Genomic DNA, 22007 nt, shown 5'->3' on the forward strand with positions numbered 1-22007 from the left:
GGGGTGTGCGGAGAATCGGGCCGGGCCACCCGCGGTGCGCCCTGGCGCAACTCCTGCTGCAGTTTGCGAACATGCGCCAGCGGATCGGTCTGCGGCACAGCCGATTCCGGAACCTCCGGCGGTGTCTTCCAGGGCGTGTCGAGGTTCTGCGGACCGAGCGATTCGCGCCAGTTCTCCTCGGCACCGTCGAACGGCCACTCTTGTGGCCATTCTTGCGACAACCCGGGAGCCTGCGGGACTGACCGCTCCGGGACGTCGGGACCTTGCAGACGGCTCCAGCGGTCGAACTCGCCCTGGTAGAGCACCGCATTCCACAGGTCGCGATCGGGGTGCTGTCCGAGCTTGGCCTCGGTCTCGGTGACGGTCAGGATTTCCCGGGCCCGCGCGCGGGATTCGGGATCGAGGTAGTCGGCGTGATCGAGCGCGAAGCGGGCCTGCTCGATCTCTTCGGACCAGCCCATCCCGTACTCGTGGTGGAAGTCGTCCACGATGTTGCGCTCGATGTGGGCGAACGTGGCTTGGAGCTGCTCAAGGGTCAGCTTCTTGTCGAACCACTCCGCTTCCTTCGTCGTCCACACGCGCCCGGACTCCCCGACCGAATGGATCCGGTCGCCGCGGCCGATATTGCCCGCACGCACCGAAGTCCACGGCAAGGCCCGATCCTGATGCAGGTCTTCCATGCCCGGCACGCTGAGCTGATCAGGAATGCTGCGATCGCGCGCCATTCGCATGCTCGCGTCACGGAAATAGTCGTAGCGGCGATCGAGCTGGCCATCGAGGTGCGCGTACAGGCCGTGCATGCTGTCGATCGCGAATCCGCGGATCCGATTGTTCGCGTCCAAGGGGATCGCGCGGTCCCACACGATGATGTTGACGTTCTCGTGCGGTTCGGCGATCCAGGACATCTTGCGCTGGGCCCAGTCGTATCCGGACTGCGGGTATCCGAAGGTCTGCACGTGCGCGGGGCCGGGGTTGTGCTCGGAATCGACCAGGAACATGAACCGGTCCTGCGCGTCGAGATCGGTCGGCCGCCAATCCGCCGGCGGATTGAGGAACTCGCGCCGCGCTGCCTCTTCTCGCTCGGGGTCATCGTGTTCCCAGCGGCGCAGCGAGTCCGGGCCCTTCACCCGGTCCACGTGGCTTGGCCAGGAAGCGATCCGGAATCTGTCCTCCAGATCGGTGGTGCTTTTGCGTTCGAGCCACTTCGCGGTGGCCTCGTACTCGGGTGTGCGCTCGTTCAGCTCGAATTGCACGCCGCGCCACTCGTCGTAGCTCATGCCCGAGCCGAGGATTCGATCGTGGATCTCGCGGTCGAGCGCGTAGAGATTGCGGCTATGGCCCTGCACCATCGTCTGCGCGTCGGCCGTGAACAAGCCGAGTTTCTGGCCACGCTCACGCAGCCGAGCCGCCAGGGTGCGGCTGGTGAGCTGCATGTCGCGACGCTCGGCGATCAGATGCCGCAAATCATTGCGCTGCTCGATGGGACTGCGCGCAGGCTGTGGCCGATCGAGTCGCGGCCTCACCCCGGTCCGCCCGCGTTCGGTAATCCCGAGACGGATCCGCGAGAAGCGTTCGGACACACGCGCTTTCAACGCCTCCAGCTTCGACAGCACCCCGCCACGCACGCTCATCTGCTTGTCGCTGTGCCGATATGCGCGGTCGGCGGTGGCCAGCGCCTGCACCGCGCGCCCACGCTCCTCCTTCGACAGCACCCCGGCGCTGGCGATGGACAACTCGATCTCACGGCGTTGACGTGCGAGTTCCCATTCACGGTGCTGGTGCTGCTTCCAGGTCGGAGCCTCGCCGCCGCGCCAGTTCAACCTGGCCTGACGGTGACCACTCACCTGCTGTTCGAGCCGAGCGAACAGCGCCTCGCGCTGCTGCTCGCGCAGATCGGCCTGGGCGCGAAGCTGCTGGCGGACAGCGATTTTCGCGTTCCAGCGCTCGTCACGACCGAGCAGATCGATCTGCTTCCACACCTTGCGCGGCACCGTGGTCGCGTTCGGGTGCGCGCGCCGCCATGCCTCGTAGGCGTGCAAGGCACCTTTGCCGAGCTTGGCCAGCTCCTGGAAGATTTCCTCGTCAATGGACTTGTCGGACATGGGTTTCTACTCCTTGGTGGTGTCGACGGTGGCGAATTCGACCGGTCGCCGGGGAGGCCGGTAACGGGTCAGGAAGTCCCAGAACCGCTGCAAAACGCTGTAATCGGTGGCATCGAGTGCGGTGGTCACGGATTCCTGCTCGTGGAGCACGTACTGGTAGAGCGCACCGAACACGGCGAGTTCGCGATTGTCGGTGCTGGTGTTGCTGAACTCGATGAGCGCCTCGCGAATGAGCGCCAGATCCTCGGCGTCGCCATAGACGGTCACCTCGCTGATCGAGAAGCCGCCGCAGTCCACGCGGGCCCGCAGCACTTGCCGCCCGTAGCCGTGGCCGGTTTCCAGCGCGGTGGTCAATTCCGAGGCGTTCCACGGATCCGCGCCGGTGATCGACAGGCACATGTCCGCACGGTCGGAAACATCGACGCAATGGCTGTCGTAGACGACGAACGCGTCCTCAACCCGGACGCCGTAAAGCGCGCGGACCGCCCCGAACACGATGGGTACGGACATCACGCCTCCCTCGCGGTGACAGGCCCGGTGAAGTCCGGGTAGGGCGGGTACTGCGGCTGTTCGGCGGCGGGCATCGCGGGCGGCTCCCACATCGGCGAGTCGCTGGCCGCGATGGGCATCCATTCGTCGTCGTAGCCGTTGACGTAGCTGTAGGCGGCGAAGTAGCGGGCGTTGTCGAGCACGGACATTCGTGCGGGAGTGCGCCGGGCGAACTCGCTGGCCAACGCGTCGACCTGCGGATTCCACAGCGAGGCAGCGCCGTACCCGATATCGCGGCGTTCCTGGGCACGATGCCCGCGGGCGTAGCGGATCTCGCTGATCAGCTCGGTGACCGACAGCTGTGAGAGTTCGGTCGCGGTCGCTGATCGGCTGAGCAGATCGGGACGGAACTTGGCCCGCAGATCGGCCTGCTCCTGTTCACGCCGGTCGGCTTTGAGTGCGTCGTGCTCGGTGCGCTCGCGGCGGATCGCGTCGTATTCGGCGCGCTCGGTCGGCGTGAGCCGCCAGCGGCCGATCGCCTCGGAGATCTTCGTGTCGAGGTCGTTTTCCACGAACGCGATGGCCGCGAAGGTCGCGATCATCCCGCCCGCGACACCGAACCCGGTGGCACGAATATCGTTGCGGTTCATGGTTTTTCCTTCCAATCGGTGTTACTTAAATACGGAAATCAGAGGGGCAAGCTGTAGTCGCGGGAGTTGGCCAGCTCGACCAGGACACGGACGGGAAACAGGACTCCATCCGTGCGGGCGATCTCGATGCCGCAGTGCTCGTCCTCGAAGTCGAGATGCGGGTAATCCACCGCCCAACCGGACATGCCTCGCAGCGGGCACACGTCGAACCAGAGGACGCCGAGCAGGACGGAGACCTCGTCACCGCCGACGCAGAAGGTCAGCCCACGTAATTCGAGCTCGACGCACAGCATTGCCCGGCGCAGTCGCTGCGCCATCCAGCCCAGTCGACCTGGTCGTCCGGAGCGGAAATCGTTGTCAATCGGCTTGTCGGACATGGGTTCCTACTCCTGCGAAGTAGTGGGGTTGTTGCGGTGCCAGCGGGCGATGTCGAGTTCGTCCTGGAAGAACAGGGCCAGCTCGGCACGTACGCCCGCGATGACCTGCTGGCGGGGAGAGCGCATGGCGTCCGCGGCGATCCAGGACAGCTCTTCGGGGCACCCGGCCCAGACCTCGGCCAGCGCCTCGGTCGACAAGCGCTCGATAAGCGCGACCGGCCCGGCGGGCGGCCCGGCCGGAGCCGAGACCACCAAGCTCACGACGTAACGACTGGCGTCCTTCCAGTACTGCGGCCTCGGGTCAAGGTCCGGGCCGCTGGCGTAAGCGAGGCGGTAGAGATACTCGACCAGCCCGGCCGGTTCCATAAGCTGCCAGTAGGCGCAAGTTCCGTTGTAGGACATAGGGTTTCGTTCCAATCCAATCGGTATTACTGAAATCGAAGGGGCAGTCAGGCGGTCGCGGGACGCTGGGCGGGTTCGGACTCGCGGCGGCGCAGCAGGTGCGCGGCAGCGTGGTACGCGGCGGCCAGCCAGCCCCACACGGTGACCGCGGCACGGGCCCCGAGGGCGGCGGTGTCGCGAATTCCGGGGCGGCCCAGGCTGATCCAGAATCCGAACAGCGCCCAACCCAGGGTGTAGACCGTCAGCGGGCCGGTCAGCGGCGCGAACAGCAGGGCCAGGAAGATCCCCGTCCCGGCCGCTGCCGGGGTCCAGCGGCGGATGGTGTCGCGCACGGTGGCGGCGGTTTCCAGGCCCGGTTTGACCCAGTCCTCGGTGCGTCCACCGGAGGGCACTCGCGGGGCGGTCATCGCCTCGATGGCCTGCTCGGCGTCGGTGGTCTCGGCGAGCTGGGCGTTGAATTTCGCGACCAGGATCTCGTCGTCGTTGGTGTTGTTCGGATCGATGCTCATGGCGTTCACGCGGCTTTCTGCAAGGCGGTAGCCGGGCCGGAACCGGCCTCGGGGTCGGGGAGGGTGGATTCGGCCAGCCCGGGAAGCGGGCGGACGGTGTCGGGGTCCAACGGGCAGATGTGGCCGAAAGTGGCTTTGCCGCCGACGATGTGGACGATGTCGCCCTTCTCGAACGCCGCGAGGATCTTCGGATCGATGAGGAATTTGTCCTCGGGCTGGACGTTGCCCTCGTCGCCATGGCGGACACCGCTGATCAACTTGCGCGAGAGCGCGTATTTGGTGCGGGTGCCGATCTTCTCGGCCAACTGCCCGGCGCTGTAGGAGCGCATGATGAACACCCCGCCGGAGCAGGAATCGATCAGCCGATGACGGGCATCGTCGTTGGCGCCCAACCCCATCCAGGACTGGGCGAACCACAGCGATCCGACTCCGGCCGAGCGCAGCAGCTCCACGATCCGCGCCGCGCCTGCTTCGCCGCAGACCTGGGCGAATTCGTCGCAGAACAGCTGCACGGTGAGTTTGTGGTCGACCGAGGCCAGTCCGACGATCAATGCGACCAGTGCCCGGAATTGAGCGGCGGCCATATCGGGGGCGGTGGTGCCCTCCAGGCAGCAATAGATCAGGTCGTAGTCGGTGATGCTGCGGGTGCCGTCGAACGCCGGACCCAGGTCACGGAACAGGTTCGCGACCATGGCGCGATCGGCGGGCAGCACCGGGGCCTTGCCCTGGGTGATGGCGGTGATATCGCTGAGTTCGGCCGGGTGCCCGTGCCAGCCGAACTCCAGCGTGTCCTGGTCCATCCGCGCCAGGAACTCATCCGAGGTGCGGACCGGGTTCTCCCCGGGGCCAAGCTTTTTGGCCTTGTTGGGCATGTTCACGACCAGGTGCGCGATGGTCTTGCGCATCTGCATGTAGTAGGCGGCCTCGGCCGAGACGCCGCTGCTGTCCGCGACCCCGAGCAGGGCCTCGAAGCAGGGCCGCTGCTCTTCGCAGGTGCCCAGGAACAGCGACAACGTCTCGGCTTTGTTGTCGGGCCAGATCAGCACCCGCGATTCGGGGATCCCGAGATTGGCGGCGGCCTCGCTCACGCGGGCGGCGGTCTTGCGGGCATCGTTGGCGCCCTTGAGGTCGAAGATCACCGCCATCGGGCGGCCCGGACGGTCCTTGTCCGAACGCCACCACTGGTGATGACGTCGCCACGCGGTCGCCCAGAACGAGATGATGGCCCGCTCCAGCGCGGTGGTCTTGCCCGAACCCGGGTTACCGATCCACACCCCGTGCTCACGAAAGGCCAACCACGGCACCGTGAACAGCGACTGATGGTGACCGAGCAGGCGGCCCGCCGCCGACTTCACCGGGGCTTGGGATGTCGTGTAGGCGGTGCGCCCGAGCACGAACTCGGGATTCACTGTGCCCGTGGTCAACGGGATTTCGGCGTGGGAGGCGCGGGTGGCGGCCTTCATCAGCTTCATGTGTCGCGCCCAGGCCGCGCGGTCGGTGCGGTCCGGGGAGCGTCGCCCTCGGGTGTCGAGCAAGTGCTCGGTGCGCGCGGCCATCATCGCGGCGAAGACCAGCCCGGCCGGAACCAGCGCCACCGACGCCGAGGCGATACCGGTCATGGGCATCGATGCCAGAACCTCATCCACCCCGCGCAGCACATCCTGCTGCGGGCCGGACCAGCCATCGAGCGCGACGGCCGCGCCCGGGATCGAGGCGCTGGTCAGTGCGAAATTGCGCAGCCGCACCGGAGTCCAGGCCCACATCCAGGAGGCCGCCAACGCCGCCGCGCCGACCCCGACGATCGTCGCGCCGAAGACGCCGGCCACTTCCAAGCCCGCGGTGACATCGTGCAGCGACAGCGACGGCAGGCCCGGCAACTGCGGCAGATGCTCAACCCCGTGAATCGGTGGAGCCTGCGGAGTGATCGGCGGAATCGGCTGTCCCGCAGTCGGATCCGCGCCGCTCTGCGCGAGCAGAACAGGGCAGTCGTGTGTGGTGAATACCGGCGTGCAGTCCGTAGCCGGGGCCGGAGCCGCGATCGGGGCCGGAGCATTGCAGTCGGCGCGGAAATCGATCAGCGGCGCGCAATCAGCCGGGCGATCGGTGAACAGAGGGTTCTCGGTCATGATGCTGCACCTCCGGCAGCGCGAACCGGCAGCTCATGGCGTGCGGGTTCGAGTTTGAAAATCTGGGATGCGTTGTTGGCCCGCACTTCCGGACCGCCCAATCGAGGCGTGATATCGGCCGACGCGGCACGCACGCGGGTCAAGACCTCGTCCGAGCCGCAGTAGTAGATGAGCTGGGTCGCGCCGATATCGGCGGCGGCGTCGTAGGCGGCCTGCATAGTCGCGCGCGCCTCAGCGCTGCCTTTGCGGGTCAGCTCGACCTCGATCGCGTGCAGATGACCGAGGTCATCGGTCCAATGCGCGTCATGCAGGTGCGGCATCGACTCACCGGGCTTGGTGAGATATCCGTTGCGGTGGCGCAGCATTCGCTCCGAGATCCAGGTGTCCTCGGTCTTGCCCGCGGCCAGATGCAGCCGCAACCGGGCCAGCGCGGTGGTGTGCGCGGCCATCATCGGAGACGGAAGCCATTCCGGGACACGGAAACCCAGCAGCGCCGAGGCGGTGTCCTTCTCGGTCACCACCCAGAACGGGCCGGGGACCGGTCGCAGTTTGTCCTCGATCACCCGGTCGGCCGCACGCCAGCGCTGCACCACCCGGTAGGCGTTCTTCTCGCTCGCGCTGACCTGGTCCTCGCGGCCCATCGGCCACACCGCCAGCAGCTGACCCAGCACATCCATGGGCACACCGCACATTTGGGCGACCCACAGCAGCGCCCAGATATCACGCGGGCCCAGACGCGCGCTCATCGCCCGAACCCGTCCCACTCGATACCCGGCACCCACGCCCCGGTGCGCTCCTGATCAGCGACGTTCGGGCGTTCGGGGGCGGGCAAAGTGTGCAGCGGGGAATGTGCGGCCGACCGCGCGGGCGGGCTGGCCTTGCGATCCATGGCGGCGGCGGTGGTCAGCCGTTCCATGTCCGGGTCGTAGACGTGCATGGACTCGCGGTCGAGCAGATCATCGACCCGCCTGGTCATTTCGGTCATTTCCCGGTCCTTGGCGGCCAGCGCGGCACGCAGCTGGGCGACCTCGGCGGCCATGGCTTCGAACCGGGCGGCGGTCAAGTCCGCGGCGGGACCGCCCGCGCGAACATCGAATGTGGTCATCGTTCGAACCCCTCCCAAGGCTCAGGACGTGCAGGACGGATGGGCTGTGACAGCGGCTCCGGCAGGCGCTCGCCCGACATCAGCCATTGGCCGGGAACGCGGCCCGGGGTCTTGATGGACGGCGGTGGCGTTCTGTCCACCCAGATCTGGCGATCGGTCTGCCCGAGCTGGGTGGCGGCCTCGGCCAGATGCGTGATCTCGGTGATCGGGGTCAGCACCGCCTCTTCCGGTATGCCGGACACCGACCGCTCCGAACGGGGCCGATCCACCGCTGGTGTGACCGACCTGGCGTGCGAATTACCGCGGTTAGACCGACGATTGGCGCTCATCGCTCGAACCCGTCCCAACCGCCCGAACGCTCGGGAACCGAAGGATTCTCGGGCAGCGGATCGATTCCACGGCGGCGCATCGCGTCCTCGGACTGGGTGCGGTGTCCGCGCGCCAGCGACTCTCTCTCCCACGGGTGCGCTTCCCGCTTGGGTACCGCGTCCTCGACCCGGTACAGATACGCGAACAGGGGTCCACGGCTACCACCGCGAGGCCGAATCAACTGCGCGGCAATGTCTTTCTTGTCACCGGGCCGCAGCGGCGGCTCATGCTTGGCCAGCTGACGTTCGGTCTCGCCCAGCCCGGCCGGAGCGGTGCCCCAGTAGTAGGTCGGCACCCCGAACTTCTCGCCATCGGGATCCGGCAGATCACGGGTACGCGCATCACGCGGGCCGATCATCGCGACACCACCGGAGCGTGCGCCGGAGTTACGTGTACGCAATCGGTACGAGCAACCTCGTCCGACCTGCAAACATTCGGCGATGGGACGTAAGACTGCTGGTCAATCCAAGCGGCCGTGCATCCAGCCATCGCCACCAACAGCGCGAGTGCCAGCAGCACCAGGCGCATCGCCACCGGCAGCAGCGACAGGCCGGAGCCGATCCCGCGCACCACCATCGCGTCTGTACGAGCAACTGACCCGATCATCGTCGCGCCCGACGCCGCTGTCTGAACTGTCCAGAGCCTCGAACCATGAACCACCCAGCCAGCACGAGCAGTGCAAGGTCAAAAGCAGAATTAGGGGCGCTGAACAGTGACAACAGGGCCAATGCGGAGAGGACCAACAGGAGTGGAATCCGCATCACAACCCTCCCTCCAAGAGATATCCAACACAACTGAACTGTTCACAATCTACTTCTGAACAGTTCAGTTGTCCACGTTTTCTTGAGGTTCTCTTCGGGAACTTCCCAGCTACGAGCGGGCACACGGTGAGGGCATAAGAAGCCAGCTGATACCGTTTGAGTGCATATACAGCGATCAGGCAGGGGATCAGTAGTTATGGCTGAACAGATCAGTGACGCGCGGTCTGCTCAGATTGCGCGCGAACTGCGCAACGACATCGAGGCCCGGCGGCTACGTCCGGGCGATCGGCTGCCGTCCTCCCGTGATTTGGCTAGCCAATGGGGAGTGGGGATCGGAACCGTCAACAAGGCCATGGACGTGCTCGTCGATGAAGGTCTAGTCATCAGCCGCGCACGGTCTGGCCGTGTTGTGGCTGAACCAGCCGACACGACCATGGCGCGGCCTGCTCCGTCCCGTCCTCGCGTGGTCTTCGTCGGCGGCTATGCCGGAAGCGGAAAGACCGAGTTCGGGCGCGTGCTTGCCCGCGAGAGCGGCTGGCCAATCCTCGACAAGGACACGCTGACGCGGGCTGTAGTTGACGCGGCCCTGGTGGAATTCGGATCGACCATCGCGGATCGGGAATCAGATACATATCTCAAGGTCGTCCGGCCCGCCGAGTACCAATGCCTTGAGGCAACCGTGATGGAAAACTTGCGCTGCGGCGTCAGCTCTATTGCGACAGCGCCCTACCTGCGCGAACTCACCAGCTCCGCATGGCTGGAACGAACCGCGGCAGCCGTAGCCGGAGTAGGTGCCGACATGTCGGTCATCTGGATCCGCTGCTCCTCGGCCTCGATGCGGTCCTATATCGAGCGGCGCGGCGCCGCGCGCGACACCTGGAAACTCGGCCATTGGGATGAGTACCTGGGGAATGTGGATCTGGAGTTCACGCCGCCCTGGCCGCACGTCATCGTGAACAACAACCCCGACGACGAACCGATTCAGTCACAAGCCAAGGCGTTCCTGAAGTCGCTGGAGCCGACGCTGTGACCGAGGCCGGAGTGCTTCTATACGGCGGCCCGGCCGCTGGCAAGGACACGGTGACCAGTGCACTGGAAGACTCCGACCCCCGGTTTCAGCTATTCCGGCGACTAAAGGCTGGATCCGGCCGCACCGCCGGGTATCGAATGACAACGACCGATGAGGTTGGTCAGCTACGGAGCGCGAACGCCGTGCTCTGGGAAAACGAGCGCTACTCCTCGCTCTACGTCATCGATCGCCCAGAACTGGATCGACTTTTGGCCGCCAACCAAATTCCGGTGCTGCACTTCGGCCAGGAGCAAGCCGTCGAGTCCGTGCGGCAAGCGGCGCCGGCGGTTCGATGGACGGTTGTAGAGCTTTGGTGCCCGCGCGCAGTTGCGACGGCTCGCATAGAAGCTCGCGAAACGGGCGATACTGCGGCCCGCCTCCAAGCATGGAACGAGACCGGGCACCTCTCGCACCCTGATCTCTTCATTGACACGTCTCTCGTCTCCGCCGCAAGTGCGGCCGAGCGGATCCGCCAGAAAGTGATTTCATGGGCTTTTCCGTCGTCGTCCCTGCACTGAACATCCCCGCCAAAGTTGGCATCGATATGCAGGCCACGCGGCGGCACGCCGAGCAGGCCCGCGATACATGGGTCGATTGGTTCCTGGTCAACGGTTCTACGACCCGCGGCGATCTACTCAGCTCGGCAGAGCGTGCGGCGGTGCTTGATCTATGGGTCGACGTGATTGGCCCTGACAAGCTTTTGGCTTGCGCATGGGAACCTGAAGACCTAACAGCAGCCGCATTACGTCACGTGACTCCAATGGCTGTTATGCGCGGAATCCGTACAGACACTGAGGCTTTGGCGTTCTTGTCCGGACTGCCAAGCGGATCGACTGTCTACAGCCATCCCATGTTCGGCCTACCGTTCAGCCCTGACATTGCCCGCGGCGCAGCTGCTCTCGGATGCCTTCCGGCTGGCGGCAAGCTCGCCAAGGTAAAAATCCCCCAGATCGGTGAAATTCGCCAGGTAGCACCTGGCTTCGCGCTGTGGGATGGCTCCGCCCGACACATCCGCGAATCGCTCACGGCTGGTGCGGCGGGCTTCGTCGGCACTCCTCTTGTCTCTCTGCTTGGAAAGGGCCTACCTCCCAAGGAAGTCGGCAAACTTCAGTTCGCCCTCCACCAGGAGCAATCACGCCTGGACGAGCTGCCGGGACGGCCAGAGCGCAGTGCGTACTTGCTGGCCCAGGTCAAGAAATCTCTGTAAAGCCAGTCATTCATTAGTAGTGATATGCGCATTAAAGCATGAATTGTCGGGTGTGCTCCAACGCCCTATTAGGGTTGGCGCGTCGTACCCCAATAAATTGCAGTTAAATGGGGTCGGTAGCACCCCCGCGTACGAAATATCTGATTAGGCTTGGCGTGTCGTACCCCAACATGGAGAGATCGGGTGGCAGGGTGTCGGGCGTGACCTTCGATGTGACGGACCTCGTGGATGGGGTGGACGATCCCGAGGCCGAGTGGTGCGATCCAGACGAGCCGACCTTCGACACGGTGTTCGAGGGGTCCTGGCTGCCGCGCTATCCGATGGCGGGGGATCGCAAGGATGGTCCGAAGTATCGGATGTCGCGCGAGAAAGCGCTTACGAAGGCTTATATCGAGGCGAATCCGACGTGTATCCAGTCGCTGACCATCGTGGATCACGACGGTGGGCGCGCGGATGAGATCACCGCGCTGTGTGGGTTGCCCGCGCCGTCGTACATCCCGATGAACGCGCACACCCGGGACGGGCACATCGTGTACGCGTGGAAGACCCCGGTCGTCCTGACCGACGCGGCGCGGCGCGCGCCGGTGAATCTGCTGGCGCGGATCGAACAGGGCTTGAACACGGTTCTGGGCGGCGATATTGCCTATGCCGGGACGTTCACTAAGAACCCGATGCATGCGGCGCATTTGCCGCTGTGGGGACCGGCGACCGCGCTCTACGATCTCGCGGACCTGGCCCGGCCGCTGTCGCGGTTGAAGGCGCTACCGCGGCGGGCCACGAGTCAGCGCGAACAGCGCACGCTGCTGGCGAATTCGCTCACGGGGCGCAATTGCGCGCTGTTCGAGATGGAGCGTAAGTGGGCCTACACGCGAGTGCGGGACTACCAGCAGCGCCAGGAGTGGGACGAAGTCGCGTTCGCTTACGCTTGGGACCGTAACGAGGCGATCATCGGGCCCGCGTTCAGCGCCGGGCCGATGAGCTGGGCCGAGGTAGGCGCTATTTCCCGGTCGGTGTCAGGCTGGAGCTGGAAGCACATCCTTCGGACCTACAGCGAAGAGCAGGCCCGGCGCGGACGGAATGGCGGACGAGTCATGACTGAAGCGAAGCGGGAAGCGAACCGGAAGCGCGCCACCAAGTTTGACCTGGCAACCGCATTGGAGATTGCGACATGAGCGCAAAGGCACCGCAGCGGCGAAGTGTGACCGCCCGAGAGCTGGCCGAACGACTCGGTTCATCTGTGCGGACCGCGCAGCGGCTGGTGGCCGAGCCCCGGGACGATTTCGAGACGCGAGCGCGGGAGCGACGCGAGCGCGCTGCACGGCTGCGCAACGCGGGCTGGTCGTACAAGGAGATCGCCGACGACATGGAGATCTCGACCGGGGCCGTGGGCGCGTTGCTGCATATCGCCCGCCGGGAGGGCCTGTTGAACAGGCAGCCGGTGAAACGGGCGGGCTGATCCGGCGGTCCGGCGCAAGGCGTGGGACGTGTCAGTTGTCGGCTCCGCAGGAACGAATCCTGACCGACCACGTCGCCGTGCGGGACGCTCCGAATACCTTCCTAGGCAACGATTTTCCTCGGGGAATCGCCCTGATTCTGACCTCCGATAAGTGGGGGTTAGCGGAGGCCAGAACCGCATTTCGTGGGCTCAATCCCCGATTATCGAGACTGCGAACGCTTCGACGGACACTTGCCCAGTCGGCTTTGCCCTGCTCGGGTGCGCGCTGGTGGAAACCATCACCGGCGACGACATCGAACGATTCGAGAACACCCCGCGCGCTGCCTGAACCCTCTGCCCATACACGCGTAATACCCGCCTATGCGCGTGTATGGGCAGGTATTGCTCAAGTCAGCAGGGGCGAGTGGTCACGCTGATTCGGACACCTCCGGCCCAGGTGCACAGCGCGATGGGGCGGATATCTACTTCGGCGCCGTGGTGGTGGCCGCGGCCGATGTGACGGCGGCGCTGACGGTGATCTCGGGTGCCGGAGCATTCGGGGCGGGCGGCGTCTGGATCCTGTCCACCACGGGGGCCACCGCGTCGTAGACGCTGACCGCCAGGGACTTGTCGCGCGCGCCGATGTCGCTGTGCGCGTTGAAATCCAGGATCTGGAGGTAGTCCACCATCTGCGGCCCGGTCAGCTCGATGGTGGCCATGCCGGTTACCGGATCATCGGCCAGGCTCTTGGGCTTGTCGACATTCCGACTGCTGTCGCGGTTCGTCCGCGACCAGAGATCGTGCGCCATATGGAGCTTGAACACCGGAACGCTCGCCGCCTTGTGCTCACGGTCGATCTGCTCCTTCGGCGAATCGGTCCCGCACCCGGACACCGACAGCATCAGCGCGCCGGCCGCGCCGAGGGCGGCCAGCGTCCGAGCCAGCCTCGTACGACGTGTAGTCATTCCTGGAATCCCCTTCCATCAGCGCAATTCGCGCACCCTGCGCACCCAGGGTAAGGAGAGGGACCGACAACCTCGGCATGACCGGACCGGCGAAAACCCGTGCTGCACAGTCTGATTCGCCTGAAATTGCAAATGCATCCGTCAATGCGCACACATCGGCACGTTGACGGTCCGCAAAGGCAGCCCGAGCGAATCAGTTTGTCGTGTTCATCTGCGCCGGAGCCATAGCCGCAGGGAGACAACGACAAAACCACCTGCTGCCGCGAGCACCGACGCAGCGGCAGCGCCCAACAAGACCACCAGCACCACGGAGGTCACGAGGATCGCGATCAGTCCGAGCAGGTCGGCCAGGTCGGTGACCGAGCCATGTCTGGCACGCCGGATCGGCTCCTCACCTGCGGGAAGGGATTTGAAGTTCTCACGAGCTGTTGACTTGGCTACGCTCATTGATGCCTCGATGTTTTGTTTCGCGACTGGACATTGGGTTCATAGCTCGCCCCTCACCTGCTGGAACAGGTGGGGGGCAGCACTCTTTTGGGAGCAGAATCATTGGATCACGATCGATCCAGGGGATGGATGCACTTAATATTGAAAAAGTGTCCAAGGGGTTGGGATCGCGCCAGATCCAAGTGCTGAAAGAGCTTGAGTCCAGGGAGAGAACGGCCGAGCTAATCGGCCGGAAAGCCAACAGTGACAACTGGTTTCGCATCAGTCAATCCTGGTGGCTGGCTGAAGGCAAAGCCGACTGGGCAAGTGTCCGTCGAAGCGTTCGCAGTCTCGATAATCGGGGATTGCTCGAATGCAAGATGGTGAGAATGCGCATCTGGCAGCGAGATCCGGACTATGCGAAAGAACACCCAGTGGTACGAGAAGTCCTAATTGCCAGACTTACAGAAGCTGGCCGGGCCTACCTCTAACCGAACACGGTTCCGCTGCCCCCTATTTCGGGTCGTCGTCCCGATCCATTTCCGCGGCGATGTCGTTGATCGCGGACTGTTCCAACTGGATGACCAGCTCCTCCAGCTCCGGATGCGCATGCGCGTGCTCGCGAACGTAATTCAGCACCAGCGATCGTTCGACCCGCGCGCGGTCCTTGAGCGCTTCGGCGTGCTCGTACTGCACCGCGGTCTGCTCCCGCAATCGATCCAGGACATCGAACTGAGCGAGAGCCAGATCCAGGCATCCCACCAGAAGCTCCACACTGACCTGTTCTCCGGCCAGCAGGCGCGCACGCACCGCGCGTAATGTCGCGGTCTGGTCTCTCGCGGATTCGGCCACGGCTACCTACTGTGCCACGCACCCCGCGGTGCTCCGGGCCGAATCCGGTTGCAGCCCAAGCCGACCCCTCGGACCCGCCGACCACACATGCATGAGTGCGCACATTTCCACATATGGATGTGTCCTCGCTCCGGTCGAATGCGGCCGGAGCGCATTCCGTGTGTCATTCCGTGTGTCATTCGGTGGGCCATTCCGTGTTGCTGTTAAGCCGCAACACCCGAGCGCGGTGAAGCGACCGGTGAAAGCCTGTATTCGCGACGCTGCACCGCCCAGGGTTCCCCCTTCCGCAGGAAGAACCCTCGATACATCCCCCGGCGGCGGCGAAGACAAATCCCCGGTTGGACCCGTGTATGGGCGCGTAATACTTCAGTACACACATCCATATATTGCCTAATCTTCAGTCAGGATCTCCTGACATACGATAGACTGTCAGGAGATCCTGACGACACGGAATGAGGCAGATATGAGTTGGGCAACCGACGATGGCAAGCATGAGGGCTGGGTGGCGGCAGTGTTCGCCGACGGCATGTACGGAGGCACCTACGGGGCAGGAACGGTCTCGGCCACCACCCGTGCCGACGGCACGCCGATCCGTGACGCGAGCCTGTGGGAAGAACGCCCACGCTCGGAAGTGGTGGCGTGGCAACCGCTGTGCGAGTGCGGGAACTGGCGAGGTGCGCGCTGGGAACGCGTCGATACCGCCGCCGAGCAGGATCTGGCGCGCTATCGGGCGTACAGCGAGGACGCGTGGCCACCCGAGGAAGCCGAGGAACGTACCTACGCCGAGTGGAAGCACCATATTGCCCCGTTCAAGGCGCTCAACGCGATCGAGGACGCCGCCGAGGCCGTATCCGCCGCCCAGGCCGAACTCACCGAGGCGGTGAACCAGGCGCGCGACTTCGGAGCGTCGTGGGATGCGATCGGGCGCGCGGCGGGCATGACCCGCCAGTCCGCGCACGAGCGCTGGGCGAACCGGTGACCCGCAAGAGCGCCGCCGACCTCGCCGAAGACCTGGCCGGACTCGGTGACGAGATCCGCCGGCGGTCCGGGCAGGAAACCCGAGCCGAGATCGCCCGCGAGATCGAGGACCGATTCCTCGGGCGCCCCGGCGCGGACCGAAGCGTGTACGCCGGACGTGATCCCGAGGACTGCCTGCTGCTCGAGCTCACCGAGAATCCCGCGCTCACCGCGGTGCCCGAACTGCGGGCCGCACACGAGCGATTCGAGACCGAGGAAGTCAGCGACGATTTCCGCGCCGGGGTGCTGTTCGTGGTCCGGCTGCTCACCGATCCCGATTTCGACTACTGAACCCGATGCCCATACACGCGTAATAACTGACCAAACGCGTGTATGGGCGGGTATTACTCAGGTCAGCGGCGGCAGAGCGGCCAGGCGGGCCTGGAGTTCGGCGGCCCGCTGGCGCGCCAGATCCTGGGTCACCGCATCGGCCTGGCTGACCCCGGCCAGCAGCAGCGCCGACAGGGCCTGGTGGCGGGGCGTGCCATCACCGAGGATCTCGACAATACGGTCCGCGGCTCGCTCCAGCGCCTCAGCCGCTTCCGCGGTGATGTACAGCGAAGTGCGGCGCATCCCGACCGGATCGGGACGGGTGCCGCCTTTGCCTGCCCGTACAGGCTCTCCACCCTCCCGTACCGGTGTATGGGCGGGTGCGGGCGGCGGGTTCGGCGGTGCGCCGACCGGGATGCTGAGGTTGATCCGAGAGCGCAGGACCGCGTTCGGGTCGGTGCCGGACACATCCGGGCCGGGCAGTGGATTCTTGCGGCTCATGAGGCCACCGCCGGTGCGAGAGCCGGATCTACGCGCACGGCCAAGGCGCGGAAGCCGTCGGCGATCTCGGAATCGGGTGCATAGTCGAGCACCGTTTTGTGCGCGCGCCACGCCTCGCGCAACTCCTTGCGGTCCTTGAACACGGCCAGCACGTCGAGGGGGTGCTGCTCGAACGCGGCCATGGTCGACGTCGCGATGCCGCCCTTGCGTCGGTCGTACAGATTGACCACCAGGCCGCTGATATCGACCTGGATCCGCAGCCCTTCTTGCAGGGTCACCAGCTGGCGCAGGAACAGCCGCAACGCCTCCAGGCTCGAATCCTCGGCCTGCACGGGAATCACGATGGTCCCCTGGATCGGATCGTCGGCGGCCCGCTGGCGCGCGGCGGTCAGGCCGTTGTCGTTCAGCGCGCCCAGGCTCGGTGGGCAGTCGATAACCACGGCGTCGAACACTGAGGCCAACGGCTCGAGGAAATTGCTCAGCAGGAACTCGCGGCCGGTACGCCCGTACATGCCCGGTTCGAGCAGGAACATGTCATCGCTCGACGGCAGGACGAACAGGTTCGCGCTGACCTCCTGCACCAACTCGCCCAGCTCCCCGGTCCACTGCCCCAACAACGCGCGCGCGAAGTTCGCGCCGCCCGCGGCGGCCTTGTTCGCGCCGATCGCGGTAGTGAGATGGCCCTGCGGGTCGAAGTCCACCACCAGCACTCGCTGGCCACGCTCGGCCAGAGCAGCGCCCAGGTTGATCGCGTTGGCGGTTTTGCCGACACCGCCCTTCTGGTTGGCAATCGCATAGATTCGCACGCCAGCACCATACGACCTTTCGGGCCTCATACCAGGGTGCACGCGCCACATACGCGTGTATGGGCACGGTATGGGCTTGTGGCCTACTCACATAGGCAGGGCAGTCAGGCATCGCCAGCGGCGCGAAGCGAGCTGCACGCGCAGGTGCACACCGACGCCGAGAGCTCCGGTAGAGCTACGCTCCCGGCGATTCGGGGGTGTGCTCGGTCAGGACCTCCAGCCACGGCACGTACTCCCAACGGTAGATCCCCGAACCGCGGGTGCCATCGGCCAGCTCGCGGCCTTGCCACCACACGACTATCCAGTTCCCGGACTCATCGGGCGGGTCCCGCCGCTCCGTCGTCTTGGTGTTCGGCTCACCGTCCGGGGTAAGAAAGTCACCGTCGAGCTCGACCGGGTAGTGCCCGGGCGGGGCGATCCAGCCGACGCGGTCAGCGCTGGGAGTGCCGGCCAGATTCGGGCGGCGCACCTTCGTGCGGGGTAGCAGCGCCATGGCCATGATTCTGCCAATCGATTTCCGCGCGCCGGGCCAGGATGCGGGCGCGGCGTCGCTCGGCGGTGCGCCCGTAGACCAGCTGCAACCGGATCCTCAGGCGCGCCGCCGACCAACGCTCGGCAATGCTCTCCGCCCGCGGCCACATCGCGATCACCCTCGTCGACTCACCCATATCCCACTTCGACGCTCACCAACCACGACGCGTTCCATCCGCTCGCAACTCACCCGGCGGTCTGAAGCCCCGAAAGCCCGAAAGCCCCGGATCCCGTACACACCTCTTGCACTTTGTGCTTTCCCCAGGTCAAAGGCATGCGATAGCGGCCCGGAAATCGACGGGCCGGGCTCTCGGAATCGAGCGATTCCACGGACAGATCCGCCAGCCGGACACACGCCCGCGGCGGGGGTGAGGCTGCCCGAGAAAGGTCCGGTAGAGCTACGGCCCGGCGGGCGGCAGCGTGCTTTGCCCCTCTCTGTGCAGGCCTGGCCTCGCCGAGAGCAGGGGTCCGGGGGCAGCGCCCCCGTGTGCGGCCCGCAGGGCGCAGACCTTCCGAAGTGGAGCGCGGTTCTGGCGGGGTGGGTGTCCTCTCCGCTTGGCCTGGGGCGTCTCCGATCACAGCCGGGTTCTGGCCCGCGCATCCCCACCCAACCGCCGGATGCCATGCCGACGACGCGGGTCAGGTTCCGGCTGTGATAGCCCCAGATCAGGCCGAGCGGAGAGGACACCCACCACGACGGCCGCGCGGAACGACGCGCGAGCGCGAGCTCGCGGAACTACGCCGATCTCCTGCACTCGCCCAGCACATCGGTCCGCGCTGGAAATCCGGCGCACCACCGACTTACCGTCAGCCGCGTCGCAAGCAGTCCACGGCACGCGAGTCCGGCGTCAAACCGCCACGTTCATGCACGACGTGCCCAGCACGCCGGAGGAACCCAAGCTAGCGAGGGGGCAACAGCGTGGCAACCAAAGGCCGTTCACGGCCGACGTTGACACGCTAGCCCCTCGCGGAACCACCAACCCAACGCAACATAACCACCCAAACTCAACCACCTACCCAACTCATCACTTCTCCCTGAATACCTACCCTCACCACACACAAAAAAGAGTCCCACCCCCACCCCTTGGAGAGCACATGCACACGTAGTGGGTATGTGCTCTCCAAGGGGTGGGGGTGGGACGGGCACCCACAAAACCGCAGCTGAGGGTAGGTATTCAGGGAGAAGTGACCTAGAGAAAAGTCGTGACTTCTTGTCACGACTTTTCTCGACCTTTTCTCGGGGTCCACCCCGAGCGTTTCTCGGCCGTTTCTTGACCTTGATCGAATGGCCCGCCGGTTGCCACCAGAGATCAACGCTGGACGTCCGGAGCCGCTGGCCCGCTCCCTCAGCGCAGATTGTGACCGAGTCCGAGGCAGCGTCAAGGGCGCGTTCGCGTCGGCTGCGCCGATGCCCTGGCGGGCACCCTTGACCCAGCCACGGACTCGGCGAAAACGCTTTCGGAGGGAGCGGGCGAAGAACGAGCTAACAGAAGATGACACGACACTCGGGACACGGGCACACGAAAAAGCCCCCGACCGGTAAGTCGGGGGCTTTGTTCGGGCTGCGGGCTATGCGCTCGGGGGCAGGTACTTCCCGTTGCCGTAGACGCGGCCTCCGCTGGTGGCCTTGCGCAGGAACGTGAACCCTTCGAGTCGGCCACCGGGCGCGACGGCGTTCACTCCGGCCGCGGCAAGGGCCTGGTTCAGCGCGGTCTTGACGTCGGTGTCCAGGCGCAGGAATCGCTGCCCGTCGTCGTTCTCGTCGGTCTCCTCGGTGGTCTGGAAGATGAGCACCGAATCGATGACCGGGCTTCCGGCCTCGACGGTCGAGGGCTTGCGGTTCACCCAGTACAGCGGTTTGCCGTCCACGGTGCGGTGCCGACGTTCGGCGCCGATGATGTCCCCGGTCAGTTCGTCACCCGGTGTGGCGTCGCGGCCGAAGGCGTTGCGCGGACCGGTCGGCCCGGCCAGCTCGGCATTGATGAGGTCGAAATCCGACATGGTCATGGTGTCCTCCAAAGAGATAGTGGAATGTGCTGGTGAGGGAAAAGAGAGGGTGAACGCGGGGCGGACCTTGTGGCCCGCCGCCGCGACGGGCTGGTCAGCGAACGAGTTGCAACACCACCTCCCCGCCCTCGTCGTCGGTGTCGGTTGCGTGTTCGGTCTTGAGCCGGGCCAGGATTCTGCCGACGTGACTCTTGGACAGATCCATGGTTTCGGCGATCTCGCGCAGGCTCTTGCCGCTCGAATGCAGCGCCCAGATCTCGGCATCACGCTCGATGGGAGACGCTGCCGTCTCCTCGACCGTCTCCTCGGTCGTCCCCTGTGCGTCTCCAGGAGACGGGTAGGAGACGGACGGCGTCTCCTCTGTCGTCTCCTGGAGACGGGTAGGGGACGGGCAGGAGACGGCAGCGTCTCCTGATGAGACGGCAGGAGACGGCACCTCGGACGGGCGCACCGAACCGGTTCGCACGGTGTTGTCTGGCGACGCGGGAGCCTTGTGCCTCTGGCCGAACACCTCGATGAGGATCGTCAGCCCGTGCATGACTGCCATCACCGCAATCGGTGCGGCACCCGCGACGGCGGCAGCCGCCCAGCCCGAGATGCTGCGCGTCTCGCTCATCGCAGCGTGTGCGCCATTGCCGACCAGGCTGATCAGCTCCGATGCCGCCAGCATCCACCAGAAGAACGCGCGCTGACCGTCCTCGACATGGGCGCCGGCCGCCGCACGCCGCTTGAGCACGACCAGTGCGACCGCGGACTGGATCATCGGTCCGTCCACGATGACCGGGGCACCCCAGGCCAGCCATGAGGTGATGCCGGAGGCCTGCGCGAGTCCGTGCAGGGCGATAGCCGACCATCCGCTCGCGACCATGAGTACCGCGATCACCATGAGCAACGCGGCCATTTCGACAGAATCGCGCCGGGGCGGGTTCTGCTCCATCGTCTCCTCCTCGTCTCCTGAAAAGTTGGTCAGCGTCTCCTGGTGGGGCGCGATCGTCTCCTGTTGCGTCTCCTCGATCGAGGCAGGAGACGCGGGCGCGCTGTTCTCGCGCTCGCAGGAGACGCCGAGCGGATGGTCGACGGTGGTCATCGTTCGAACCCGTCCCATCCCCCGCCGCGCGCGGGCAGCGGTTCCAGATCCGGAGGCTCGGGCGGCTCGGGAATCCCCGACCAGTCCGGCGTCGATCCGAGATCGGTCAGATCCGAACGGTCGTGGTCGATTTCGTCGCGATCAGTCGGCAACTCCTCGCGATCGGGCGATTCCGGAGCTTCCGGAGCGTCGGGAGCCTCCGGGGTTTCCGGTCGCTCGGCGGCCCGGCGCTGCGGGCTGCCGTAGCGCTGTGCCGCAGGAGTCCGGCGGACCAGCTTGGCCACCGCCTCATCCCGTTCGCCGCGCACTCGCGCCAGCTCGGCGGTCAAGTCGCTGATCTGGCGTTCGCGCTCACGATCGCTTTCGACGGAATCGCGTTCGGGAGTCTCGGGAGCTTGTGGTCGCTGCGAGTGGTCCGACGCGGGAGGCTTCGGCGCGTGCGGGATGCTGTTGTGTTCCGCGCGTTCGGGGACTCCGCGGTCGTTGCGCTCTGCTATGTACTGCGCAGCGCCGCCGTTGACCCACCACTTCGCGAACTCGGTGCGCAGTTCGGTCGCGTCTCGTTCGGGTTGCATGGTCGCCATCTGCCGCCACACCAGCGGCGAATTCGTATCCCGCAGAGCGGTGTTGATGTCGTTGGCGATGGTCTCGTGATGATCGAGCACCTGCTCGCGGTGCGTGAGCCATTCGTCCTGACGGTCAGCCGGGACATGGTCGGCGACGAACGCCTTCCAGTCCTCCCGGTTCTCCCGAAAGTGCTTTCGCTGATCGGAGTCCAGGACGTAGGGCACCTTGCCGCCCTGATCGGGAATGCTCGTCGGATCCGGCTGGGCCGCCGACCGATCCTCAGGGGTGTGCGGAGAATCGGGCCGGGCCACCCGCGGTGCGCCCTGGCGCAACTCCTGCTGCAGTTTGCGAACATGCGCCAGCGGATCGGTCTGCGG

At 65.6% G+C, this 22007-nt stretch carries 27 protein-coding genes and 1 pseudogene; 8 read left to right on the forward strand and 20 right to left on the reverse strand.

Annotation, left to right across the window (positions count from 1 at the left end):
• The 11 genes and pseudogenes from AB0L82_RS43235 to AB0L82_RS43285 form a co-directional block, all read right to left on the reverse strand.
• Nucleotides 1-2102: pseudogene (locus AB0L82_RS43235) on the reverse strand (hypothetical protein); the annotation flags it as partial.
• Between the two features lie 6 nt (nucleotides 2103-2108).
• Nucleotides 2109-2612 carry a hypothetical protein gene (locus tag AB0L82_RS43240; protein ID WP_364651367.1) on the reverse strand — a complete coding sequence of 168 codons (504 nt, stop codon included), beginning with the start codon at nucleotides 2610-2612 and terminating at the stop codon, nucleotides 2109-2111.
• On the reverse strand, nucleotides 2612-3241 hold the full coding sequence (locus AB0L82_RS43245; protein WP_364651370.1) for a hypothetical protein: 630 nt from the start codon (nucleotides 3239-3241) through the stop codon (nucleotides 2612-2614). Before AB0L82_RS43245 ends, AB0L82_RS43240 begins: the two co-directional genes overlap by 1 nt.
• Before the next feature lie 38 nt (nucleotides 3242-3279).
• The gene (locus AB0L82_RS43250) at nucleotides 3280-3618 is read right to left on the reverse strand and encodes a hypothetical protein (RefSeq protein WP_364651373.1); all 339 of its coding nucleotides are present in this window, start codon (nucleotides 3616-3618) and stop codon (nucleotides 3280-3282) included.
• Nucleotides 3619-3624: 6 nt separating this feature from the next.
• Entirely contained in the window at nucleotides 3625-3879 is a 255-nt protein-coding gene (locus AB0L82_RS43255; protein ID WP_364651376.1) for a hypothetical protein, read from the reverse strand.
• 188 nt (nucleotides 3880-4067) lie between these two features.
• The gene (locus tag AB0L82_RS43260; RefSeq protein ID WP_364651380.1) at nucleotides 4068-4529 is read right to left on the reverse strand and encodes a hypothetical protein; all 462 of its coding nucleotides are present in this window, start codon (nucleotides 4527-4529) and stop codon (nucleotides 4068-4070) included.
• Between the two features lie 5 nt (nucleotides 4530-4534).
• Nucleotides 4535-6655 carry a hypothetical protein gene (locus AB0L82_RS43265; RefSeq protein WP_364651383.1) on the reverse strand — a complete coding sequence of 707 codons (2121 nt, stop codon included), beginning with the start codon at nucleotides 6653-6655 and terminating at the stop codon, nucleotides 4535-4537.
• Complete coding sequence (locus tag AB0L82_RS43270) at nucleotides 6652-7401, reverse strand: hypothetical protein (protein ID WP_364651387.1); 750 nt, start codon at nucleotides 7399-7401, stop codon at nucleotides 6652-6654. The genes AB0L82_RS43265 and AB0L82_RS43270 overlap by 4 nt, the downstream gene beginning before the upstream one ends.
• Nucleotides 7398-7760: a hypothetical protein gene (locus AB0L82_RS43275; protein ID WP_364651390.1), complete on the reverse strand. Its 363-nt coding sequence runs from the start codon at nucleotides 7758-7760 to the stop codon at nucleotides 7398-7400. The genes AB0L82_RS43270 and AB0L82_RS43275 overlap by 4 nt, the downstream gene beginning before the upstream one ends.
• The gene (locus AB0L82_RS43280) at nucleotides 7757-8002 is read right to left on the reverse strand and encodes a hypothetical protein (RefSeq protein WP_364651393.1); all 246 of its coding nucleotides are present in this window, start codon (nucleotides 8000-8002) and stop codon (nucleotides 7757-7759) included. Before AB0L82_RS43280 ends, AB0L82_RS43275 begins: the two co-directional genes overlap by 4 nt.
• 83 nt (nucleotides 8003-8085) lie before the next feature.
• Nucleotides 8086-8529, reverse strand: coding sequence for a hypothetical protein (locus tag AB0L82_RS43285; protein WP_364651396.1), 444 nt, complete (start codon nucleotides 8527-8529; stop codon nucleotides 8086-8088).
• Nucleotides 8530-9086: 557 nt separating this feature from the next.
• On the opposite strand from AB0L82_RS43285, the gene AB0L82_RS43290 reads away from it, so the two are divergent.
• From AB0L82_RS43290 to AB0L82_RS43310, 5 genes are all read left to right on the forward strand, one after another.
• A complete protein-coding gene (locus tag AB0L82_RS43290; RefSeq protein WP_364651399.1) occupies nucleotides 9087-9920 on the forward strand; it encodes a GntR family transcriptional regulator in 834 nt (277 codons plus the stop codon).
• The gene (locus AB0L82_RS43295; protein ID WP_364651402.1) at nucleotides 9917-10477 is read left to right on the forward strand and encodes a kinase; all 561 of its coding nucleotides are present in this window, start codon (nucleotides 9917-9919) and stop codon (nucleotides 10475-10477) included. The genes AB0L82_RS43290 and AB0L82_RS43295 overlap by 4 nt, the downstream gene beginning before the upstream one ends.
• The gene (locus AB0L82_RS43300) at nucleotides 10447-11166 is read left to right on the forward strand and encodes a hypothetical protein (RefSeq protein ID WP_364651405.1); all 720 of its coding nucleotides are present in this window, start codon (nucleotides 10447-10449) and stop codon (nucleotides 11164-11166) included. Before AB0L82_RS43295 ends, AB0L82_RS43300 begins: the two co-directional genes overlap by 31 nt.
• 200 nt (nucleotides 11167-11366) lie before the next feature.
• Nucleotides 11367-12338 carry a replication initiation protein gene (locus tag AB0L82_RS43305; RefSeq protein ID WP_364651408.1) on the forward strand — a complete coding sequence of 324 codons (972 nt, stop codon included), beginning with the start codon at nucleotides 11367-11369 and terminating at the stop codon, nucleotides 12336-12338.
• Nucleotides 12335-12622, forward strand: coding sequence for a replication protein RepB (locus AB0L82_RS43310; protein WP_364651411.1), 288 nt, complete (start codon nucleotides 12335-12337; stop codon nucleotides 12620-12622). The genes AB0L82_RS43305 and AB0L82_RS43310 overlap by 4 nt, the downstream gene beginning before the upstream one ends.
• Nucleotides 12623-13083: 461 nt before the next feature.
• Here AB0L82_RS43310 and AB0L82_RS43315 read toward each other — a convergent pair whose 3' ends face one another.
• Nucleotides 13084-13566 carry a hypothetical protein gene (locus AB0L82_RS43315; protein WP_364651414.1) on the reverse strand — a complete coding sequence of 161 codons (483 nt, stop codon included), beginning with the start codon at nucleotides 13564-13566 and terminating at the stop codon, nucleotides 13084-13086.
• Nucleotides 13567-13773: 207 nt separating this feature from the next.
• The gene (locus tag AB0L82_RS43320; protein ID WP_364651417.1) at nucleotides 13774-14013 is read right to left on the reverse strand and encodes a hypothetical protein; all 240 of its coding nucleotides are present in this window, start codon (nucleotides 14011-14013) and stop codon (nucleotides 13774-13776) included.
• Between the two features lie 125 nt (nucleotides 14014-14138).
• On the opposite strand from AB0L82_RS43320, the gene AB0L82_RS43325 reads away from it, so the two are divergent.
• Entirely contained in the window at nucleotides 14139-14483 is a 345-nt protein-coding gene (locus AB0L82_RS43325; protein ID WP_364651420.1) for a hypothetical protein, read from the forward strand.
• 22 nt (nucleotides 14484-14505) lie between these two features.
• On the opposite strand, the gene AB0L82_RS43330 is transcribed toward AB0L82_RS43325, so the two are convergent.
• The gene (locus AB0L82_RS43330; protein ID WP_364651423.1) at nucleotides 14506-14844 is read right to left on the reverse strand and encodes a hypothetical protein; all 339 of its coding nucleotides are present in this window, start codon (nucleotides 14842-14844) and stop codon (nucleotides 14506-14508) included.
• A gap of 463 nt (nucleotides 14845-15307) precedes the next feature.
• On the opposite strand from AB0L82_RS43330, the gene AB0L82_RS43335 reads away from it, so the two are divergent.
• Both AB0L82_RS43335 and AB0L82_RS43340 read left to right on the forward strand, forming a co-directional pair.
• Nucleotides 15308-15823 (forward strand): AsnC family protein, encoded by a 516-nt coding sequence (locus AB0L82_RS43335; protein ID WP_364651426.1) that lies wholly within the window; start codon nucleotides 15308-15310, stop codon nucleotides 15821-15823.
• Nucleotides 15820-16152, forward strand: a complete 333-nt coding sequence (locus AB0L82_RS43340; protein WP_364651429.1) for a hypothetical protein — start codon at nucleotides 15820-15822, stop codon at nucleotides 16150-16152. Before AB0L82_RS43335 ends, AB0L82_RS43340 begins: the two co-directional genes overlap by 4 nt.
• A 57-nt stretch (nucleotides 16153-16209) precedes the next feature.
• On the opposite strand, the gene AB0L82_RS43345 is transcribed toward AB0L82_RS43340, so the two are convergent.
• The 6 genes from AB0L82_RS43345 to AB0L82_RS43370 all read right to left on the reverse strand — a co-directional run.
• The gene (locus tag AB0L82_RS43345) at nucleotides 16210-16632 is read right to left on the reverse strand and encodes a hypothetical protein (RefSeq protein WP_364651432.1); all 423 of its coding nucleotides are present in this window, start codon (nucleotides 16630-16632) and stop codon (nucleotides 16210-16212) included.
• The gene (locus AB0L82_RS43350; protein WP_364651435.1) at nucleotides 16629-17438 is read right to left on the reverse strand and encodes an AAA family ATPase; all 810 of its coding nucleotides are present in this window, start codon (nucleotides 17436-17438) and stop codon (nucleotides 16629-16631) included. The genes AB0L82_RS43345 and AB0L82_RS43350 overlap by 4 nt, the downstream gene beginning before the upstream one ends.
• A 175-nt stretch (nucleotides 17439-17613) precedes the next feature.
• On the reverse strand, nucleotides 17614-17931 hold the full coding sequence (locus AB0L82_RS43355) for a hypothetical protein (protein ID WP_364651438.1): 318 nt from the start codon (nucleotides 17929-17931) through the stop codon (nucleotides 17614-17616).
• 1607 nt (nucleotides 17932-19538) lie between these two features.
• Nucleotides 19539-19976 (reverse strand): hypothetical protein, encoded by a 438-nt coding sequence (locus AB0L82_RS43360; RefSeq protein WP_364651441.1) that lies wholly within the window; start codon nucleotides 19974-19976, stop codon nucleotides 19539-19541.
• A 94-nt stretch (nucleotides 19977-20070) separates the two neighbouring features.
• On the reverse strand, nucleotides 20071-21063 hold the full coding sequence (locus AB0L82_RS43365) for a DUF2637 domain-containing protein (protein WP_364651444.1): 993 nt from the start codon (nucleotides 21061-21063) through the stop codon (nucleotides 20071-20073).
• Nucleotides 21060-22007 (reverse strand): hypothetical protein (locus AB0L82_RS43370; RefSeq protein ID WP_364651447.1); only part of this gene is annotated, 948 nt, incomplete at its 5' end. The genes AB0L82_RS43370 and AB0L82_RS43365, both read right to left, overlap by 4 nt.

This window comes from Nocardia sp. NPDC052001 (assembly GCF_040680615.1).
Lineage (GTDB): Bacteria > Actinomycetota > Actinomycetes > Mycobacteriales > Mycobacteriaceae > Nocardia.

Excerpts from the sequence above, each read along its gene's own strand:
- AB0L82_RS43310 (WP_364651411.1), top strand. The coding sequence starts at position 12,335 with ATGAGCGCAAAGGCACCGCAGCGGCGAAGTGTGACCGCCCGAGAGCTG.
- AB0L82_RS43320 (WP_364651417.1), bottom strand. The coding sequence starts at position 14,013 with ATGAGCGTAGCCAAGTCAACAGCTCGTGAGAACTTCAAATCCCTTCCC.
- AB0L82_RS43325 (WP_364651420.1), top strand. The coding sequence starts at position 14,139 with ATGGATGCACTTAATATTGAAAAAGTGTCCAAGGGGTTGGGATCGCGC.
- AB0L82_RS43260 (WP_364651380.1), bottom strand. The coding sequence starts at position 4,529 with ATGAGCATCGATCCGAACAACACCAACGACGACGAGATCCTGGTCGCG.
- AB0L82_RS43335 (WP_364651426.1), top strand. The coding sequence starts at position 15,308 with ATGAGTTGGGCAACCGACGATGGCAAGCATGAGGGCTGGGTGGCGGCA.
- AB0L82_RS43345 (WP_364651432.1), bottom strand. The coding sequence starts at position 16,632 with ATGAGCCGCAAGAATCCACTGCCCGGCCCGGATGTGTCCGGCACCGAC.
- AB0L82_RS43365 (WP_364651444.1), bottom strand. The coding sequence starts at position 21,063 with ATGACCACCGTCGACCATCCGCTCGGCGTCTCCTGCGAGCGCGAGAAC.
- AB0L82_RS43270 (WP_364651387.1), bottom strand. The coding sequence starts at position 7,401 with ATGAGCGCGCGTCTGGGCCCGCGTGATATCTGGGCGCTGCTGTGGGTC.
- AB0L82_RS43315 (WP_364651414.1), bottom strand. The coding sequence starts at position 13,566 with ATGACTACACGTCGTACGAGGCTGGCTCGGACGCTGGCCGCCCTCGGC.
- AB0L82_RS43275 (WP_364651390.1), bottom strand. The coding sequence starts at position 7,760 with ATGACCACATTCGATGTTCGCGCGGGCGGTCCCGCCGCGGACTTGACC.
- AB0L82_RS43240 (WP_364651367.1), bottom strand. The coding sequence starts at position 2,612 with ATGTCCGTACCCATCGTGTTCGGGGCGGTCCGCGCGCTTTACGGCGTC.
- AB0L82_RS43360 (WP_364651441.1), bottom strand. The coding sequence starts at position 19,976 with ATGACCATGTCGGATTTCGACCTCATCAATGCCGAGCTGGCCGGGCCG.
- AB0L82_RS43300 (WP_364651405.1), top strand. The coding sequence starts at position 10,447 with ATGGGCTTTTCCGTCGTCGTCCCTGCACTGAACATCCCCGCCAAAGTT.
- AB0L82_RS43245 (WP_364651370.1), bottom strand. The coding sequence starts at position 3,241 with ATGAACCGCAACGATATTCGTGCCACCGGGTTCGGTGTCGCGGGCGGG.
- AB0L82_RS43290 (WP_364651399.1), top strand. The coding sequence starts at position 9,087 with ATGGCTGAACAGATCAGTGACGCGCGGTCTGCTCAGATTGCGCGCGAA.
- AB0L82_RS43265 (WP_364651383.1), bottom strand. The coding sequence starts at position 6,655 with ATGACCGAGAACCCTCTGTTCACCGATCGCCCGGCTGATTGCGCGCCG.
- AB0L82_RS43250 (WP_364651373.1), bottom strand. The coding sequence starts at position 3,618 with ATGTCCGACAAGCCGATTGACAACGATTTCCGCTCCGGACGACCAGGT.
- AB0L82_RS43355 (WP_364651438.1), bottom strand. The coding sequence starts at position 17,931 with ATGGCGCTGCTACCCCGCACGAAGGTGCGCCGCCCGAATCTGGCCGGC.